General features: G+C 72.4%; 16 protein-coding genes. 6 read left to right on the top strand and 10 right to left on the bottom strand.

Annotated elements, in window-relative coordinates:
- The first annotated feature begins 94 nt into the window (after positions 1–94).
- Positions 95–841 (top strand): GntR family transcriptional regulator, encoded by a 747-nt coding sequence (locus tag ACZ6YG_RS27000; protein WP_271276810.1) that lies wholly within the window; start codon positions 95–97, stop codon positions 839–841.
- Between the two features lie 190 nt (positions 842–1,031).
- Here ACZ6YG_RS27000 and ACZ6YG_RS26995 read toward each other — a convergent pair whose 3' ends face one another.
- The 3 genes from ACZ6YG_RS26995 to ACZ6YG_RS26985 form a co-directional block, all read right to left on the bottom strand.
- Positions 1,032–4,469, bottom strand: a complete 3,438-nt coding sequence (locus tag ACZ6YG_RS26995; RefSeq protein WP_466019529.1) for an ATP-binding protein — start codon at positions 4,467–4,469, stop codon at positions 1,032–1,034.
- 100 nt (positions 4,470–4,569) lie between these two features.
- Positions 4,570–4,764: a CsbD family protein gene (locus ACZ6YG_RS26990; RefSeq protein ID WP_148035439.1), complete on the bottom strand. Its 195-nt coding sequence runs from the start codon at positions 4,762–4,764 to the stop codon at positions 4,570–4,572.
- Positions 4,765–4,886: 122 nt separating this feature from the next.
- On the bottom strand, positions 4,887–5,426 hold the full coding sequence (locus tag ACZ6YG_RS26985) for a DoxX family membrane protein (RefSeq protein WP_219542892.1): 540 nt from the start codon (positions 5,424–5,426) through the stop codon (positions 4,887–4,889).
- Between the two features lie 181 nt (positions 5,427–5,607).
- Here ACZ6YG_RS26985 and ACZ6YG_RS26980 point away from each other — a divergent pair, with 181 nt between their 5' ends.
- Positions 5,608–5,961 carry a DUF488 domain-containing protein gene (locus tag ACZ6YG_RS26980; RefSeq protein ID WP_261808945.1) on the top strand — a complete coding sequence of 118 codons (354 nt, stop codon included), beginning with the start codon at positions 5,608–5,610 and terminating at the stop codon, positions 5,959–5,961.
- A gap of 5 nt (positions 5,962–5,966) precedes the next feature.
- On the opposite strand, the gene ACZ6YG_RS26975 is transcribed toward ACZ6YG_RS26980, so the two are convergent.
- Genes ACZ6YG_RS26975 through ACZ6YG_RS26960 form a run of 4 tightly spaced genes read right to left on the bottom strand, consistent with a single transcriptional unit; the run spans position 5,967 to position 8,600 of the window.
- Complete coding sequence (locus ACZ6YG_RS26975; RefSeq protein ID WP_219542890.1) at positions 5,967–6,374, bottom strand: nuclear transport factor 2 family protein; 408 nt, start codon at positions 6,372–6,374, stop codon at positions 5,967–5,969.
- Between the two features lie 12 nt (positions 6,375–6,386).
- Positions 6,387–6,599 carry a ferredoxin gene (locus tag ACZ6YG_RS26970; protein WP_466019528.1) on the bottom strand — a complete coding sequence of 71 codons (213 nt, stop codon included), beginning with the start codon at positions 6,597–6,599 and terminating at the stop codon, positions 6,387–6,389.
- A 22-nt stretch (positions 6,600–6,621) separates the two neighbouring features.
- Positions 6,622–7,365, bottom strand: coding sequence for an SDR family NAD(P)-dependent oxidoreductase (locus ACZ6YG_RS26965; RefSeq protein ID WP_466019527.1), 744 nt, complete (start codon positions 7,363–7,365; stop codon positions 6,622–6,624).
- Positions 7,362–8,600, bottom strand: a complete 1,239-nt coding sequence (locus ACZ6YG_RS26960; protein ID WP_364229378.1) for a cytochrome P450 — start codon at positions 8,598–8,600, stop codon at positions 7,362–7,364. Before ACZ6YG_RS26960 ends, ACZ6YG_RS26965 begins: the two co-directional genes overlap by 4 nt.
- 120 nt (positions 8,601–8,720) lie before the next feature.
- Here ACZ6YG_RS26960 and ACZ6YG_RS26955 point away from each other — a divergent pair, with 120 nt between their 5' ends.
- Positions 8,721–9,893: an NAD(P)/FAD-dependent oxidoreductase gene (locus ACZ6YG_RS26955; RefSeq protein WP_466019526.1), complete on the top strand. Its 1,173-nt coding sequence runs from the start codon at positions 8,721–8,723 to the stop codon at positions 9,891–9,893.
- A gap of 34 nt (positions 9,894–9,927) precedes the next feature.
- On the opposite strand, the gene ACZ6YG_RS26950 is transcribed toward ACZ6YG_RS26955, so the two are convergent.
- Genes ACZ6YG_RS26950 through ACZ6YG_RS26940 form a run of 3 tightly spaced genes read right to left on the bottom strand, consistent with a single transcriptional unit; the run spans position 9,928 to position 13,872 of the window.
- Positions 9,928–11,052 carry an ABC transporter ATP-binding protein gene (locus ACZ6YG_RS26950; protein WP_148035447.1) on the bottom strand — a complete coding sequence of 375 codons (1,125 nt, stop codon included), beginning with the start codon at positions 11,050–11,052 and terminating at the stop codon, positions 9,928–9,930.
- A complete protein-coding gene (locus ACZ6YG_RS26945; protein WP_466019525.1) occupies positions 11,052–12,791 on the bottom strand; it encodes an ABC transporter permease in 1,740 nt (579 codons plus the stop codon). The genes ACZ6YG_RS26950 and ACZ6YG_RS26945 overlap by 1 nt, the downstream gene beginning before the upstream one ends.
- Before the next feature lie 49 nt (positions 12,792–12,840).
- A complete protein-coding gene (locus tag ACZ6YG_RS26940; protein ID WP_466019524.1) occupies positions 12,841–13,872 on the bottom strand; it encodes an ABC transporter substrate-binding protein in 1,032 nt (343 codons plus the stop codon).
- Between the two features lie 293 nt (positions 13,873–14,165).
- Here ACZ6YG_RS26940 and ACZ6YG_RS26935 point away from each other — a divergent pair, with 293 nt between their 5' ends.
- From ACZ6YG_RS26935 to ACZ6YG_RS26925, 3 genes are all read left to right on the top strand, one after another.
- Positions 14,166–15,413, top strand: a complete 1,248-nt coding sequence (locus ACZ6YG_RS26935) for a serine/threonine-protein kinase (RefSeq protein ID WP_466019523.1) — start codon at positions 14,166–14,168, stop codon at positions 15,411–15,413.
- Positions 15,414–15,493: 80 nt separating this feature from the next.
- Complete coding sequence (locus ACZ6YG_RS26930) at positions 15,494–16,747, top strand: C39 family peptidase (RefSeq protein WP_466019522.1); 1,254 nt, start codon at positions 15,494–15,496, stop codon at positions 16,745–16,747.
- Positions 16,748–16,988: 241 nt separating this feature from the next.
- Positions 16,989–17,285, top strand: coding sequence for a hypothetical protein (locus ACZ6YG_RS26925; RefSeq protein ID WP_466019521.1), 297 nt, complete (start codon positions 16,989–16,991; stop codon positions 17,283–17,285).
- The last annotated feature ends 30 nt before the right edge of the window (positions 17,286–17,315 follow it).

The following is a 17,315-nucleotide window of genomic DNA, read 5'->3' as shown; positions in this document are numbered from 1 at the left end:
GACCTGACAGGTCAGGGCACGCTCTGGCCTTGGCGGCCCTCCGGCTTCCGTTTCCCCCGCCGCGTCAAGGCGACGGTCCCCTCGGGAGGATCTGATGGCGAGCACCGGGCGCAGGGAGAGCAGCTACAGCGCGCTCGCCCGCGAGGTCCGCGGCGACATCCTGTCGGGCCGCTACGCGGACGGGCGGCGGCTCCCCACCGAGGCCGAGCTCGCCGAACGTCACGGGGTGAGCAGGCAGACGGTACGACGCGCGTTCCAGGACCTGGTCGCCGAGGGCCTGGTCTACAGGGTCCCGGGGCGCGGCACATTCGCCAGTCCGCGCGAAGGCACCTACCTGCGCCAGTTCGGCTCTGTCGAGGACCTCATGGCCCTGTCGGTGGACACGCGGATGGACATCACCGTGCCGCTGCACCGGCGCGTGGACGTGGCGGCGGCCGGCCGGCTCCGGCTGGCCAGCGACGCCGTGAGCAGCCTGGCGTTCCGGCGGCTGCACGACGCGGTGCCGTTCTGCCTCACCACCGTGTTCCTGCCGCCGCACGTGGGCGGACTGCTACGGGACGTGCCGGAGCTCGCGGCCGAGGGGGCCACCAGCGCGTTCACCGTCATCGGGCTGCTCGACACCCGGCTCGGCGCGCCCATCGCGGAGGCCGACCAGAGCATCACCGTCGCCGCCGCCGACCCGGCCACGGCCCGCCACCTCGGCTGCGCCCCCGGCCACCCACTCCTGCGGATCGACCGCCTTTACCACGACACCGAGGGCACCCCGGTCGAGCTGGCGATCAGCCACTTCCTGCCTGAGCACTACTCCTACCGCACCCACCTACGCCGCAGCATCACCTGACCACCGGAGCGTCGAGGCTGTCGGGGTCCTACCCCACCCACCCACGCCACAGCATCACCTGACCACCCGAGTGTCACAGACGCCAAGTGACAGGGATGTCGGGTCCCACCCCACCCACCTGCCCGCAGCGTCCAGAGACGCCAAGTGACGGGGGAGTCGGGGTCCTACCCCACCTACCTGCGCCGCAGCGTCACAGGTGCCAGGTGATGGGGGTGTCGGGCTGGTAGCGGCAGGTGGAGCCGGTGGAGACCGTGGCACGGAGGTGGGCGGCCAGCTCGGGGTGGGCGCGGTCGAGCTTGCGCAGCACGTCGCGGATGCGGGCCGTGACCGTCTTGCGGGCGCGTTCGGCCTCGTCGCCCAGGCGGCGGGAGCGCCCGCCGAGGCCGGCCGCGCGGCGCAGTTCCTCCAGCAGGGCGGCGCGCTCGCCGTCGAGCTCGGCGGCCCGCCGGTCGTCGCCCAGCTCGGTCGCGCGGTCGATCTCCTCGTCCAGCAGGGTCAGGTGGTGCCGGTAACGGGCCTTGGCCTCCTCGTCGAGGACGTCGTCGCCGCCCATCCGCCGTGCGGCCACCACCAGCTCGCCGCCCTCCGGATCGAGCAACCGTACGGCCGGCATGTCGGCCCCAGGGTTGCCCAGCAGCGTGTGCAGGTCACGCAGCCCTTTCGCGTCAGGCACGTGCACCGCCCGCCCAGCGAACACCAGCGACCAGACGGCCCCCTCCCTGCTGAACCTCGGACCGCCACCTCCTGAGTCCACACCCGCCGCACCGTAGGCACCGTCGAAACCGACAGCCGCATCACCCGGCCCGGCCCCTGCCACAGATCGGGCACCCACCGAAGGACCCCCGCCCGAACCGGCATCCCCAGCCGGACTCGCCCGCGAACGGGCACTCCTCAACGAGTGCACGCCCAGCGCCGAACCAACGCTCCCATCCAGACTCGCGCCCGTCACTTCACCGGCATCCCCGGACGGACTCGCGCCCGCCCCACGGGCATCCTCTGACCGGCCAGCGCCCGTCACTACACCCGCATCCCCCGACCGGCCCGTGCCGTCGGATTCGTCGCCGCTCGGCGGCACGGGGGTGGTGTCCGGGAGGAGGTCATGGACGCGGGCCGTCAGGTGGCGCATGCCCAGGGTCGTAGCCTCCTTACCGGCGTGTTCCAGGAGGGCGCGGGCCGCGGGGAGGTCGCCCGGGGCGGCGCGGGACAGGAGGGCGTCGGCCAGGTGGACGCGGGCCAGCACCGACCACGGGCGGGCGCGCATGCGGTCGGCCGACCGGTGGGCGGCGGTGAAGCCGGCGATCGCCTCGTCCCAGCGCTCGTCGGCCGCGTCGATGAGCGCCAGCCACAGGTCGAACGGCCCGCTGACGTCCCAGCCCATGAGCGAGACCGCCCACCGCCCGCGGTGCGGCTCCAGCGCGGCGCGGGCCCGCGCGCACAGGTCGGGGTCGTGGGCCGCGGCCGCCGTCTCCGCCAGGAAGCGCAGCCACAGCGGCTGGGCGATGCGGTTGCGCGGCTCGCCCTCGGCCAGCCGGCGCAGCGCCGTGTCGAGGTCGCCGGTGTGGAGCGCGGTCAGGCCTTCCAGCAGGCCGGGGCAGAGGTGGCCGCTGCCCCGGAGCAGCCGGACGACCTCCTCCTGCTCGCCGAACCGGCCCTGCAACGACAGGATCGACCACTGGTGGTGGAGGAGCATGTCGATGTAGTGGGGGTGTTTCCTGGCGTCGCTGTCGCGCACCTCGGCCAGCAGCTTCTCCGCCTCGGCCAGGCGGCCGCCGAGCGCGGCGACGATGCTGGCGTCGACGGCGGTGTTGAGGTCGACGCTGGGCAGCTCGCTGCGCCGCCCCAGAGCCTGGTATTCGTGGAACCGGTCGAGGTAGCGCGGGTCGCCCTGCTCGATCATGGCGACCCAGCGCAGCGCGGAGGCGAAGTGTTCGAGCTCGGGGTCGCCGGTGCGCCGGGCCAGGCCGATCAGCTCCTCCACCAGCCGCATCCGCTCTCCGGCGGTGTCGGGCCCCTTGAGGATGTCGTGGTGTGCCCAGAGGCTGAAGACCAGCGCGTCGTCGTCACCGCCGGCGCGCGCCCGGGCCGCGAGGTGGAAGACGAGGTCGAGCGCGAGCCGGTCGTCGGGCGCGGCGCCGCCGACGAGCGCGGCGTGCGCCTCGCGGAGGTGCGGCAGCGCGTCGGACAGCCCGAACTTGCGCAGCCAGGTGAGCGCGACGCGGGTGAGCAGCTCGCGGTCGTCCAGCTCGCGGGCGGTGGCCCAGGCCTCGCCGAACAGCCGCCGCGCGGTCTCGCGCTCGCCGACGTGGGACAGCTCGAAGCCGAGGCTGAGCGCGGCCTTGGCGCGGGTGCGGGGGGAGGTGGCGCGGCTCAGCTGGTGAGCACGGCGCAGGTGGCCGAGATGCTCCTCGGCCGCGATGCGGCGGCCGGCGTCGCGGGCGGCGGCGAGCTGGAGCTCGACCACCCGCTCGGGGTCGACCCGGTCACCGGCCAGGTGGGCGTGGCGGGCCAGGTGGCCCGGCAGCATCCGGGCGGCCAGGCCGGGGTCGCGGTCGACGGCGTCGACGACGGCGCCGTGCAGGGCGCCCGGGTCGTCGAGCGAGTCGTACAGGGTCTCGCGGACGAGGTCGTGGGCGAAGGCGAAGACCCCGCCGCCTTCGGCGGTCACCAGCTTGGCGACGACCGCCAGCTCCAGGAGCCGGTCGACGTGCGCGGTCGGCTGCCGGGCGGCGGCGGCCAGCAGCTGCCGGGGGAAGCGCCTGCCGAGCACGGCGGCGATCGGCAGCAGCCGCGAGACGGGCTCGGGCAGCAGGGAGAGCCGCCGCAGCAGGGCGTCGCGCACGCCCGGAGGGACGGCGCCGGCCGAGCCGCCGCTGTGCCACAGGCGGGCGGTCTGCTCGACAAAAAACGGGTTGCCGCCCGTGCGGACGTGGACCTCGGAGACCAGGTCGGGCGGCGGGTCGGCGCCGACGGTGCGGGTCATGAGCGCGGCCACGCCGGCCGCGTCGAGACCGGTGAGGGTGATGGTGGTGGCCTTGAGCGCGAGCGGTGACAGCAGCTCGCGCAGCGGGTGGTCGGCGGCCTCGACCTCGGTGTCGCGGTAGGTGCCGATCAGCAGCAGCCGCTCGAACCAGGTCTGCTGGGCCGCGAACGCGAGCAGCCGCAGCGAGGCGGGGTCGGCGAAGTGGAGGTCGTCGAGGACGACGACCACCGGCTGCCGCTGCGCCAGCACCACCAGGGCGTCGGTGACGGCGTCGTAGACCTGGAAGCCGTCGGGCGCCGTCTCCCCCGCCGCCGCCTCGCCGAGCAGCACGGCCAGCACGTCGCCGGCGGACTGCCTGGCCTCCGCCCACCGCTCGGGCCCGGCGGCGCGGCGCAGGGCGCGCAGCGCCTGCACCCACGGCCAGTAGCCCGGCGCGCTGCCGGCCTCCCAGCAGGAGCCCGCCGCGACCAGCGCTCCCCTGCCGCGGGCCTGCGCCGCCGCACTGCTGACGAGCGTGGTCTTGCCGATGCCGGCCTCGCCGGTGACCAGCACCAGCCCCCCGTGGCTGTCGATCGCCCGGCCGATCTCGGCACGCAGCAGCCCGGCGGGGTGGTCCCTGCCGATGAGATCGCGTGCCGTCCCGTTCATGACACTGGCAACGTAGCCTGCCGCACCGACAGAATCCGGTCATGGGCAGGGCCGCCCCGGTCGATCCGGCGGCGGCCCGCGTGTCCTCAGTGCCGTGCGGTCAGTGCTTGAACGCGTCCTTGACGTGCCTGGCGGCGTCCTTGGCCTTCTCACCGGCCTGCTTGACCTTGCTCTTGCTCTGGTCGGCGCGGCCCTCCGCCTCAAGACGCTCGTCGTCCGTGGCGCGGCCCATGCCTTCCTTGGCACGGCCCTTCATCTCTTCGGCCTTGTTGGAAATCTTGTCGTCGGCGCCCATGGCCGGCCCCCATCCTTCTCGATGAAAGAACTCCGGGCTTCCTCTATCCGAGGCCGCCACCGGGAAACGTCAAGGCGGAAGCCCGGCCCTCTGACGAGGACCGGGCTCCGATGGGGAAGGGGTCACTTGAGTATCGGGTACCGCTGGACGATGGCCGTCTTGCCGAGGCCGAGGGTTTCGCCCGCGTTGGCCATGGCCAGGCCGGCCAGGACGACCGTGTAGACGAGGTGCTCGTCCATGAACGGGTTGGTGGTCAGGGGCAGCGCCGCCGCCCACATCATCACCATCATCAGGCCGCCGGCGACCGCCGCGACGCGGGTGCCGATGCCGAGCATGAGCGCGAGGCCGATGCCGAGGAGTCCGAGCATGAACAGCCAGTCGACCCAGGCGTGGCCGGCGAGTGCGGTGAAGAAGCCGCCGAGCGCGTTCTCCTCGGTGCCCTTGAGGAAGCCGGTGGTCGGGCTGCCGCCCGCCAGCCAGGCCTTCTCGGCCGTGGTGGCGAAGCCCAGGCCGAAGGTCTTGTCGAGGAAGGCCCACAGGAAGGTCCAGCCCAGTGCGATCCGGGCGATGGCCCACACGTAGTCGACGGGGCGGCGGGTGTGCGCCTCGGGAATCTGCACCGGGATCCTGCGTGCCGTGGGGCGGTCGTACGTGGTGGCCATGGCTCCTGTCCTTTCAGGGGTGCCTGCTGCTGGTTACAGTTCACCGCACCGGCGATCACGCAGGCAGAGCCGTACGACCCCGGCTCGATGGGACCTTCGGCACCCGTCCGTACGCCGTCCGTCCCTACCTTCTCCCGGCGACCGCGTGGTGTCCTGGCCGGAAGAGGGTAGGCGAGCAGACGTGGGATCCATCACCATCCAGCGCGTGTACGAAGACCGGCCGGCCGAGGGCGCCGTGTTCCTGGTGGACCGGGTGTGGCCGCGCGGCGTGCGCAAGGACGACCTGCGGCTCGACGGCTGGCTGCGGGACGCCGCGCCGTCGAAGGAGCTGCGCCAGTGGTTCGGCCACCGGCCCGAGCGGTTCGCCGAGTTCGCCGTACGCTACCGGGCCGAGCTGGACGCCGGCCGCGAGTCGCTGCGCCCACTGCTCGACGCCGCCGCCGAAGGGCCGGTGACCCTGCTCTACTCGGCCAAGGACACCGAGCACAACCAGGCCGTGGTGCTCCGCGACTATCTGCTGGAGCACCCCGGCTGAAGGCGTCAGAAAGCGCCGTCGAGGGTGACGGAGCTCTCGTCGAACCTGAGCTCGCCGCCCTCCTCCCGGACGACGAAGCGGTAGGTCCCGGTGCACCTCGGCCGCAGCACCCCGTCGACGGTGACCATGAGCGTCAGGTAGGCGGCGACCGTCGAGGTGGCGCCCGCGACGGAGGCGACGCGGACATTGGTGATCACGTGCCGCCGGGTGTCCGTCTGCCGGCCGATCGTCCCGCCGAAGTGCGCGCGGATCGCGTCGTGGCCCTCGTGGGGGCCGTAGAGCGTGCCGTCGGCGGCCTGGACGCTGTAGCGCGCCCCCGGCCAGTAGCAGGCCAGGACCGCGTCCGGGTCCTTCGTGTCGAGACCCCAGGCGAAGTCACCGAGGAGGGTGTTGAGTGCGGCCCAGTCGGGCATGGCTCCTCCCTCTCAGTCGCCGAGCGGTCTGAGCGTGATCGCGAGCTCGGGGCACCCTTCGGCCGCCAGGCCCGCCTCCTCAGCCTCCGGACCGCTCACGACGTCGGCCAGCGGCTTCGCCTTCGAGTCGTCGGGCCTCATCCCGAACAGCCCGGGCGCCGTGGCGACGCACATCCCGTGCGCCTGGCACTGGTCCAGGTCCACTTCTATCTTGTAGGCGCTCATCAGCGTCCCTTCCTGCCGAACCTCATGGGGAACTCCGCACGGCGGGTGTCGCCGCGGTCTCGCCGCCGTCGGCGACGAAGTCGGCGCCCGTGCAGAAAGCCGACTCGTCCGAGGCGAGGAACACGACCAACGGCGCGACCTCGTCCACCGACCCCTTCTTCCGCCGCAGGCTGCCGCCCGGGCCGGCGAAGCCGGCGGTCATGGGGGTCTCGACGAGGCCGGGCACGATCGTGTTCACGCGCACCCCGTACGGGGCGAGCTCGACGGCGGCGGCCTTGGTCATCCCGCGCACCGCCCACTTGCCTGCCGTGTAGCCGATGATGCCGGGGAAGCCGGTCACCCCGGCCGTGCTCGACACGTTGACGATGGAGCCGCCGCCGCCTTCGCGCATGAGGGGGACGACCGCCTTCATGCCCAGGAACGTGCCGAACGCGTTCACCTCCAGCACCCGCTGGAAGGATGCCGCGTCCGTCTCCATGAGGGCGGTCCTGTGCACGATGCCGGCGTTGTTGACCAGCACGTCGAGGCGCCCGTAGCGCCGGCGGCAGTGGTCGGTCGCGGCCGCCCACGCGGACTCGTCCACGACGTCGAGCGCCACGGACGAGGCGTGCGGCCCGCAGTCCCCGGCGACCGCCCGCGCCGCCTCGGCGGCCACGTCGGTCACCACGACCCGCGCGCCTTCGGCGGCCAGAGCCCGGCAGTAGGCCGCGCCGAGGCCCGCCGCGCCGCCCGACACGAGCGCCACCTTGCCGTCGAGCCTGCTCATGCGGCCAGGTGCACGTAGAGGTCGCGTGGGCCGCGGGTGCGCAGGCCGACGTCGACCGGCTCGGCGTCGTCGGCCAGCCGCATGCCGGGGAACGAGTCGAGGAGCAGGTTGAGCCCGACCTCCATCTCCGTCTTGGCGAGCATCGCGCCGAGGCAGAAGTGGCGGCCCGTGCCGAAGGAGAGGTGGCCCGCCGCTCCGCTGAAGGCCCGGGCCGGGTCGAGGTCGGGGCGGCCGATGACGAACTCCTCGGACCTCTCGAAGCGCGACTCGTCCCGGTTGGCCGAGGCCGCGATGAGCAGCATCGTCGACCCGGCGGGCACCTGGACGCCCTCCAGCTCGACGTCCTCCTCGCACATGCGGGTGGTGATCTGGCTGGGCGGGGAGAAGCGCAGCGTCTCGGCGATCGCCGCGTCCACCAGGTCGCGGTTGTCGCGCACCCGGGCCCACTCGCCGCCGACCAGCAGGTTCTTGCACAGGCTCCCGAACGCCTTGTCGGTCGTCTCGCCACCGGCGGTCAGCAGGAGGCTGATGTACGCGCGCACCTCGTCGTCGGTCATGCGGTAGTCGTCCACCTGGGACTGGACGAGCATCGATATCAGGTCGTCGCCGGGGTGCTCGCGACGGTACGCGATCAGCGGGGCCATGTAGCCGGCCAGGTCCGCCCTGGCCTGGAGGCCCTGACGGTGCACCTCCTCGTCGCCGGAGAGGTTGCTGACGAACGCCATGATCTTGCCGTACCACCCCGCGAACAGCTCGTGGTCGGACTCCGGCAGCCCGAGCATGTCGGCGATCACCGCGATCGGGTACCGATGCGCGAACCCGGCCACGAGGTCGACGCGCGAGCCGTCCGCGCTGTCGCGCATCTCGTCGGCCAGCCGCTGGGCGCGGCGCGGGACGATCTGCTCCAGGATCTTGGCGGCGGTGCGGTGGATGAGGGCGTGCACGCGGTCGAGGCCCTGGCCGCGGAAGTGCGGGGTGAGCAGGGCGCGGTTCTTCGCGTGCAGGAGCCCGTCCATCGACAGGACCGTCCGGCCGTGGATGGCCTCAAGGGTCCCGGTGTAGGCGCGGGTCGAGAAGCGCGCGTCCTTGTAGACCGAGGAGACGCCGCGGTACGTGCTCACCAGGAACGATCCGAGCCGCGCGTCCTGGAGGACGGGGGCGTCGGCGCGGAGTTCCCGATAGAAGGCGTGGGGATCCGCCGCGACCTCCGGATCGAGGATAGATGAGCGTGTCATGCCTGCCCCTCCGCACTGCTTACGACCAGAGCCCGGACGCCTGGGCTCCAACTATGATTATGGTAGGAATTGTTATCCTTGATATGGGCGTAAAGTCAAGACAGCACCCGAGGAGAGCAGATGCCAGGACCCGTCGTCATCGCCGGTGGTGGTCTCGCGGCGCTTCGCACCGCGGAGAACCTGCGGCGGTTCGGGCATGCCGGGCCGATCACGATCGTGGGTGACGAGCCCTGGCTGCCCTACGACCGGCCGCCCCTGTCGAAGGCGGCGCTCGTCGGCGACTCGGCGGAGCCGGCGCCGCTGCGGTCCGGCGAGGTCCTGGCCGACCAGGGCATCGAGGTGATCCGCGGCGTCCGCGCGACCCGGCTGGACGGAGAGAACAAACGGCTCGTCCTCTCCGACGGCGCCCGCCTGCCGTTCGAGCACCTGGTGATCGCGACGGGCGTACGGGCGCGGGCGCTGCCCGCCATCCACCCCGCGCTGCCCGTGCTGACCCTGCGCACCTGGGAGGACTCCCGCAAGGTACGGGACGCCGTCCTCGCCGCGGCGCACGTCACCGTGGTGGGCGCCGGCTTCCTCGGCCTGGAGATCGCCTCGGCGGCCAGGAGCCTCGGGCGGTCCGTGACCGTCGTCGAGGCCGGGTCCGCACCGCTCTGGGCGCTGGGGCCCGCCGTGGCGGAACGCGTCACCGCGCTGCACCGCCGGCACGGCGTCGGCCTCCGTCTCGGGCGTCGCATCACAGGCGCCGAGCCGGAGGCCGGCCGCTTCACGGTCACGCTCGACGACGGCGACGTCCTGCCGACGGACGTCGTGGTCGGCGCGATCGGCGGCGTACCCAACGTCGAGTGGCTCGCCGGTTCGGGGCTGGACGCGGCTACCGGGGTGCCGTGCGACGAGACCGGGGCCACGCCCGTCGAAGGAATCCACGCCGTCGGCGACGTGGCGAGCATCGCCGGCCACGGGCGCACCGAACACTGGAACCACGCGGTCGCGACGGCGGTGGTCGTCGGCCACAACATCGCCCGGCCGGACGCACCGCCTCGGCGCCTCTCCGACGTCCCGTACTTCTGGAGCGATCAGCACGGCTCCAAGCTGCAGTGCCTGGGCACCCCTGCCCCCTCGGACGACCTGCGCGTCCTGCGCGACGACGAGCACGGCTTCCTCGCGGTCTACACCAGGGACGGGATCGTGACCGGCGTCGCCGCGCTGGACATGCCCCTGGCTCTCAACCGGTGCCGGCCGCACGTGAACACGGCCTTCGACGCGACGGCCATCGGCGCGATCGTCGCGTGAGAGCGGCCGGGCCGGCATGCCGGCCCGGCGGCCCTCATGACGAGACGAGGTCACCCACCGGCACCCGCAGGCCGTCGGTCCCGAACCAGACGCAGGCCGGCCACGGCACCTCGACGGTGACCGGCTTGCCCCTGTCGAGACCCGCCGCGACGGCCGCGTCCGCGCGCGCGTTGAGCCGGACGTCGCCCAGGCTGACGCTGACGTCGTAGCTGCGGCCGACGTACACGGAGTCGGCCACGGTGGCCTGGAAACGCAGGCACGACCGGGACGTGGGGGCGGGCACGATCACGGCGTCGGACTGGCGGAACCGCACCTGGCACCCCGCCCCGAGCTCGTCCGGCAGCGACGCCGGCTCCACGGGCTCGTCGGGCGCCGCCTTGAGCCGCCACCGGCCGTCCTCGCGGACCAGGTCCAGGACGTTCGTGATGCCGACGAAGTTGGCGACGTAGGACGTCTCGGGACGTTCGAAGACGTCCTGGGGTGTGCCGATCTGCTCGATCCGGCCCTTGTTCATGACGGCGACCCGGTCGCCGAGGGCCATCGCCTCGGACTGGTCATGGGTCACGTACAGGCCCGCGAAGCCCAGGCGCTGGTGCAGTTCGTGCAGCTCGTTGCGGACGCGGACCCGCAGGAGGGCGTCCAGGTTGCTGAGGGGCTCGTCCATGAGCACCAGGCGGGGCCGTGACACGAGGCCGCGCGCCAGCGCCACCCGCTGCTGCTGGCCGCCGGACAGCTGGTGCGGGTAGCGGTCGAGCAGGGGTCCGCAGTCGACCAGGTCGGCCGCCTGCTCGACCCACTTCTCCTCCTTGAGCGCCTTCGTCAGCTTGCGCACCTTGAGCGGGTAGCTGATGTTCTGACGCACCGTCCTGTGCGGCCACAGCGCGTACGACTGGAAGACCATGCCCAGCTCGCGCTTCTCCGGGGCGACGTCGACGCCCCGGCCGGAGTCGAACACCACGGTGTCCCCGAAGCGGATCACGCCCTCGTCGGCGCTCTCCAGGCCCGCCACGCAGCGCAGCGCCGTGGTCTTCCCGCAACCGCTCTGCCCGAGGAGCACGACCAGCTCGCCCTCCTGGATGTCGAGGTTCAGCCCGTCGATCGCGGTGAAACGGCCCGCTCCGGACCCGAAGGTCTTCGTCAGGTTCTCGATACCGAACATCACAAACTCTCCAATGCTTTGGAGCCCCCGAGCCGTACCGCGAGGATGACGCCCGCGGCCGTCACCAGGCACATCACCAGCCCCATGGCGGCGACCAGAGGGTAGGAAACGTTGAGCCACAGGTCGTACAGGGTCGTGCCCATGACCTGGGTCCGGGTCGACCGCACCAGCAGCGACGCGGCGAACTCGTGGGTGAGCAGGACGAAGATGAGCGCGGCCGCGCCGCCGAGCGAGCCGCGGATCATCGGGATGACGACCTGGAGGTGCGTGCGCACCGGCCCGGCCCCGCTGACCCGGGCGGCCTCCTGGTAGCTGTCGCCGAGCGACATGCGGGCCGCGAGCTGCATGCGGGTGGCGAACGGCAGCATCAGCGTCACGTAGACCACCACGAGGACCCACGGCGTGCCGTACAGGACGAACGGCGGCGCGGTGTAGGTGAACAGGAACCCGGCGCCGAACACCACCGCGGGCACCCCCAGCGGCAGCGAGACCAGGATGTCGACGATCGCGCGGACGCGGGCGTCGAGCGAGCGGCGGTGCAGGATGTCCGCCAGCACGTACCCGATCGGCAGCGACACGAGCACGGAGATGCCCGAGGCGACGAGGCTCGTCTGGACGGCGCTGACCGCCGTCGGCGTGTCCCACAGCTCGCGGAAGTTCTTGAGGCTCCACGTGCTCACGTCGATCTGGCCGGTCCAGAACGGCGACAGGGAGGCGGCGATCAGCGCCAGCAGCGGCAGCAGCGCCACGACGGCGGAGAACAGCCCGATGACGACGACCGCGGCCGGGCTGCGCCGCGCGGAGTAGCGGGAGGTCTTCCCCCCGTCGGTGACGAACCGCCGCTCCTCGCCGAGGAGCATCCGCTGCAGGGCGACGATGCCGAACCCGACCAGCAGGAGCGGGGACGCGACCGCGGCGGCGGCGCCGTAGTCCGCCAGGCCGGCGTTGGCGAAGAAGTACACCTCGGTCGTCAGGACCTTGACGTTCTTGATCGAGCCGAGCAGCAGGGGCGCCGTGAACTGGCCCAGGCCGAGCAGCAGCGCCACCGCGCCGCCGTAGATGAGCGAGGGCCGCACGACGGGCAGCAGGATGCGGAAGAAGACGCCCACCGGCCCGTCCCCGGCCGTGCGCCCGGCCTCGACCAGCTCGTAGTTGACCCGCAGCAGGCCCGCCCGCAGGAACACGTACACGAACGACGTCAGCCCGAGCGCCGTCAGGAACACGATCCACGGGACGGTGAAGACGTCGATCGGCCCGGTGTCGCCGCCGGTCCAGAAGGGCAGCGACCGGATGAACCGGTTGACCGTGCCGGAGTTCGGGGCGAGGAGCAGCCCCCATCCGATCATGCTGGCGACCGGCGGCACCACGATGGGCAGGATCGGGAGCGACGCCATCCAGCGCGCCCGGGGCGGCAGCTGGATCGAGTACCACGCCAGCACCGCCCCGAACACCAGCCCGATGACGAGGGAGCCGAGGCCGAGCAGCAGCGTCGTGAGGATCGTGCGCGCGATGTCGGCGGTGCCGAAGCCGCGGGCGTAGCCGGCGCCGCCGTCCGCCAGCGCGAGAAGCTGCAGGCGGACGAGGGGCGCCAGCACGAGGTACCCGATCACGATGATCGCGGCGATCGGCAGGGCATGGCGGCGCAGCGCTCTCCGGCGGGAGAGGCCGGACCTGGTCCCACCCTTCGGGTCCGCGCCGCGCCGGGCCGCCGCCGGCGGCGCCTCACTGATGCTTTTCACTACTACGGCCTCCGATGGAGCGGACTGGTGGAGAAGGGAGAGACGGGCGTCAGCGACCGAAGGTCTGCTTCCACTCGCTCTGCGCCGACCCGAGCCAGCCGGGCTTGGTCGCCCGGGTGAGGTCGAGCAGGGTGAGCTCCTTCGGGGCCTCGACCGCGCCGGCGACGTTCGGCAGGACGCTGAGATTGTCCTTGGCCAGCGACTCCTGGCCCTCCGCGGACGCCATGAAGTCGAACAGCACCTGGGCCGCGTTCGGGTTGTTCGACTCCTTGAACATGTAGCCCAGGTTCATCGGCGCCCAGCCGGGGTCGGGCATGAGCCAGTCGATGGGACCGCCCGAGGCCTTGATCGGCTTGACCGTCGAGTTGGCGCCCCACAGGGCGATGGAGATCTCGCCGGACAGCAACGCCTCCTGCAGCGGGACGGCGCTCGGGTAGAACTTCGGCTTGAGCGCCGCGAGCTTCGTCAGGTAGTCGGCGCCGTAGGTGTCCTCGAGCCAGGCGTACAGGTCGGCCATGGGAGCGGCCAGGTTGTCCACGAGCCCGAGCTGGCCGCCGCCGTACTTCGGGTCGACGAGACCCTCGTAGGTGGCCGGCGGGTCGGTCACCTTCTCCGTGTTCCACGCGATGCCGAGCGCGGTGAGCGCGGACGTCTGCAGGACATCGTCGATCAGGTAAGGGGTGCCCTTCCATTCGGGACCGGCGCCGTTGGGGCCGACCGGCTCGGCGAAGAGCCCCTCGTCCGCCTTGGTCTTCGCCCACTCGTAGTTGACGTGGTTGACGATGTCGGCCCCGAGCGACCCGGACTTGAGCTCGGCGTCGAGCTTGGCGCTGACCTCAGGTCCGACGATGCGCGTGATCTTGAGGTCGATGTCCGGGTACGTCTTCTCGAAGCGGGTCTCGAGCTCCTTGTTCACCTCGGGGAGCAGGGCCGAGTACAGCGACACCGTGCCCTCTTCAGACGCCTTATTCAGGACCTCGTCCCAGGTCGAGGCCGCCGTCGACATGCCGCCCCCGCCAGGGGCGGCCGCCTGGCCGCCGCACGCCGCCAGCAGTGCCGCCGCGACCACTGCGATGCCCACTCGGGTGGTTCTTCCCACTGATCCAAATCCTCTGCTCGTCAGCCTGGCGGGCAGGGTAGACAACCGTGCCACAGGCCCGTCTTTAGGCGAATCATAGGGATGATTATCAAGCAGGACAAGGGACAGTATGCGGTTAATGGTACGCATGGATCAGCGCAGCCCGGAGGCCGATTCCGGCAGAGTCGGGGCGTACGGGTCGGAGGGCCCGTCCAGGGCGTCCATGACAACGATATTCAAACGGAGTCCGGAGGACGCGTTGTGTGGGGCGGCGACGGTCGGGTAAGTCTGCTGCCATGCTCGACGCGCGCGACGAGGGACGGTTACTGACCGGACGCTACCGGCTGCGGTCCGAGCTGGGCCGGGGCGGCATGGGCACGGTCTGGCGGGCCTACGATGAGCTGCTCGACCGAGAGGTGGCGATCAAGGAGCTGTCCATCCCGGCCTCGCCGCCCGAGCACCGCGACGTCCTGATCGAGCGCACCATGCGGGAGGCGCGCATCGCCGCCCGGCTCCACCACCCGCACATCGCCGCCGTGTACGACGTGGTGCTGGCCAACGACCGGCCGTGGATCGTCATGCAGCTGGTCCGGTCGCGGAGCCTGGCCGACGAGATCTACGACCGCGGCGCGCTGACGGTGCCGACCGTCACCCGGATCGGGATGGAGGTGCTGGCCGCGCTGCGCGCCGCGCACGCCGCCGGGGTGCTGCACCGCGACGTCAAGCCGGCCAACATCCTGCTCACCGCCGACGGCCACGCCGTGCTCACCGACTTCGGGCTGGCCACCACGCTCGACGACGACTCCACGCTCACCCAGCAGGGCATGGTGATGGGCACGCCCGCCTACCTCGCCCCCGAGCGCGCCTCGGGCGAGCGGGCGACCGCGCTGTCCGACGTGTGGTCCCTGGGCGCCACGCTCTACACCGCCGTGGAGGGGCGGGCGCCGTTCGCCCAGGGCGGCAGCCGGGCCGACACGCTCAACGCCGTGCTCACCCGCGACCCGGCGCCCTTCGAGCAGGCGGGCGAGCTGGCGCCGGTCATCACGGCGATGCTGACCAAGGACCCGTCCGAGCGCGCCGACGCCGCGCGGGCGCAGGAGCTGCTGCGGCAGGTGCCCGGCCGGTCCAAGCGCGCGAGGACCCGGCCGTTGACCGCGGCGACGGCGCCGAGGGCCGCCAGGGCCGGGCGGCTGATGGCCTCGTGGTGGCGGGAGGCCGCCGCGGTCGCGGCCCTGGTCACCACCGTCGTCGCCACCGTGTCGCTGAACTCGGCGTCCGCGCCGCGCCGGCACGCCCACCCGATGCCGCAGCCGACGGCCGACGCGCCCAGCGGTGTCATGCGGGCCGAGCCCTCGTCGCGGCCGCGCGCCGGAGAAGCCCGCGAGCAGGGCGTCCAGGTCCGCACGGAGCACACGCAGCGCACCGCAGTCACCGGACACACCACGTCCCCCGCCAGACGGGCGGCCGACGGTTCCGGCCGGGCCCGTACGAAGACGCCCGGCAACTCACAGCCCCAGGGGAAGGCCAAGGGTCACTACAAGTGACTACGTAGATTCCCCGATGCGTGACCCGGGCGGCGCGCCTACTGTCGGCTGACCAGGCCGCGTCCGACGAAGGTGGGTCCATGCGCACGCTGACCGCGTTCCTCTCCACCGTCCTCCTTGCGACCGCGCTCACGGCGCCCGCCGAGGCCGCCCCGGAGAAGCCCGCCGCGGGCGCCGCCGACGTGGTGTTCGACCGGGCCGACTTCGCCGCCGGCACGCCCGAGGGCACCAGCGCGGGCGACGGGCTCGCCTTCGCCACCGCCGCCGGCACCACCTCCTACACCGACCGCCTCGGCACCAGGACGTGGGAGTACGCCCGCTGGACCGGCCCCGAGCGGCCGCTGGAGTTCACCGCCACCGAGCTGATCGCGTCCTGGACGGCCGACGTCCCGGCGGGCAGCTGGGTGCAGGTCGAGGCGCGCGCCCGCAACGCCGCCGGGCTGACGAAGTGGTACGTGCTCGGCCGGTGGGCCTACGGCGAGGGCGACATCGACCGCACGTCGGTGCCGGGCCAGGGCGACGACGACGCCCGGGTGGCCGTCGACACGCTGGTCGCGGCGGAGGGCAGGCAGATCTCGTCCTACCAGCTGCGCGTCACCCTCTACCGCGCGCCCGGCTCGTCCGTCGTGCCTCGGGTGCGCACGCTCGGCGCCATGGCCTCCAACGTGCCCGACCGCAAGACCGTGCCGGTGAGCCCCGGCGGCGGGGCCTGGGGCTCCGAGCTGGACGTGCCGCGCCGCTCGCAGAGCGTCCACTCCGGCCACTACCCCGAGTGGGACGGCGGCGGCCAGGCCTGGTGCAGCCCCACCTCGACCACGATGGTGCTCGGCTACTGGGGCCGCTGGCCGAGCGCGGAGGACACCGCCTGGGTCGACCCGTCCGATCCCGATCCGGAGGTCGACCACGCCGCCCGCCACACCTACGACCACGCCTACCAGGGCGCCGGCAACTGGCCGTTCAACACCGCCTACGCGGGCCGCTACGGCATGGACGGCTTCGTCACCCGGCTGCGCACGCTCACCGAGCTGGAGAAGCTGATCACCGCCGGCGTCCCGGTCATCACCTCGCAGTCGTTCAAGAAGAACGAGCTGCCCGGCGCGGGCTACGGCACGAACGGCCACATCATGGTCGTGGTCGGCTTCACCGCCGACGGCGACGTCATCGCCAACGACCCCGCCTCGGCCACCAACGCCGCCGTCCGCCGCGTCTATCCCAGGGCCGCGTTCGAGAACGTCTGGCTGCGCGGCTCCAGCAGCGGCGGCGTGGTCTACGTCATCCACCCGCCGGGCCACGACCTGCCCGCGACCACGCCCGGCCTGCCCGCCAACTGGTGACATGCGGGGGTGTAACGTCCGCGGACAGGGTGGATCATGGTGTTCGGGCCGTCTTCCCGTTCCCGTGGGGTTCACACCGCTATGCCCGAGAAGCCCCGCCGACGTGACGGAGATTTGAACCTCTTCGGCCCTGCCAGTCCCCCGCTTCGCGCGCCCAGGGGGACAGCATGGCTACGCGGCGTGAACGCGCCGTAACGAAAGGTGCGATACAGCCAAGTATCGCCTCGTTCAGGAGGTTTTCATGCTCAAGCGGACCCTCATCTCGCTTGCCGTTCCCGCCATGCTCGCGACCGGGCTCCTCGCGATGGGCGGGAGCGCGAGCGCCGCCACCGGCGAGCGCTTCGAGTGTCAGCTGCGGACCGTCGACAACGGCAACGCCTCGCTGGCCACCTGCCGCAACCGGGGCGAGTACGTCCACTGGATCCGGTGCGACAGCGGCACCCGGATCGTGGAGGTCAGGGACGAGTTCACCGGTCGCCGCCACGTGCTCGACTGCCCGAACGGCTACCGGCTGAGGAACCAGTCCATCGGCTTCTGAGCCGAAGCAGGAAAGGCCACCGCCTCCAGG

This window comes from Nonomuraea sp. NPDC054003, from assembly GCF_055585125.1.
This window is presented reverse-complemented; position numbering and strand designations above follow the sequence as displayed.